The organism is Neisseria sp. P0014.S009, from assembly GCF_051958155.1.
GTDB classification, from domain to species: Bacteria; Pseudomonadota; Gammaproteobacteria; order Burkholderiales; family Neisseriaceae; genus Neisseria; species Neisseria flavescens_C.
Genome location: NZ_JBQCVS010000136.1, coordinates 1 through 267, shown reverse-complemented (window position 1 = coordinate 267; position 267 = coordinate 1). Strand labels below are relative to the sequence as shown.

General features: G+C 64.8%; 1 pseudogene. It reads left to right on the top strand.

Annotation, left to right across the window (positions count from 1 at the left end):
* Positions 1 to 47 precede the first annotated feature (47 nt).
* Positions 48 to 267, top strand: a pseudogene (locus ACTHS4_RS12015) (magnesium chelatase); the annotation flags it as partial.

Genomic DNA, 267 nt, shown 5'->3' with positions numbered 1-267 from the left:
AATCGACAGTGGTTCGTGGTCTCGTCGAGCTGCTACCCGGTCACATCATGCGCACCCTGGCTCTGGGAACCACCGAGGATCGTCTTGTCGGCGGGTTAGACCTGGAAGCCACCCTGGTGGCGGGACGCCCCGTCCTCCAGCCGGGTCTGCTCAGCGAGGTCGACGGAGGAATGCTCTACATCGACGAGGCCAACCTCCTCGACGACCACCTCGTCGATCTCGTCATCGACGCCTGCGCCGGAACCGTGCGGGTGGAGCGTGAGGGAT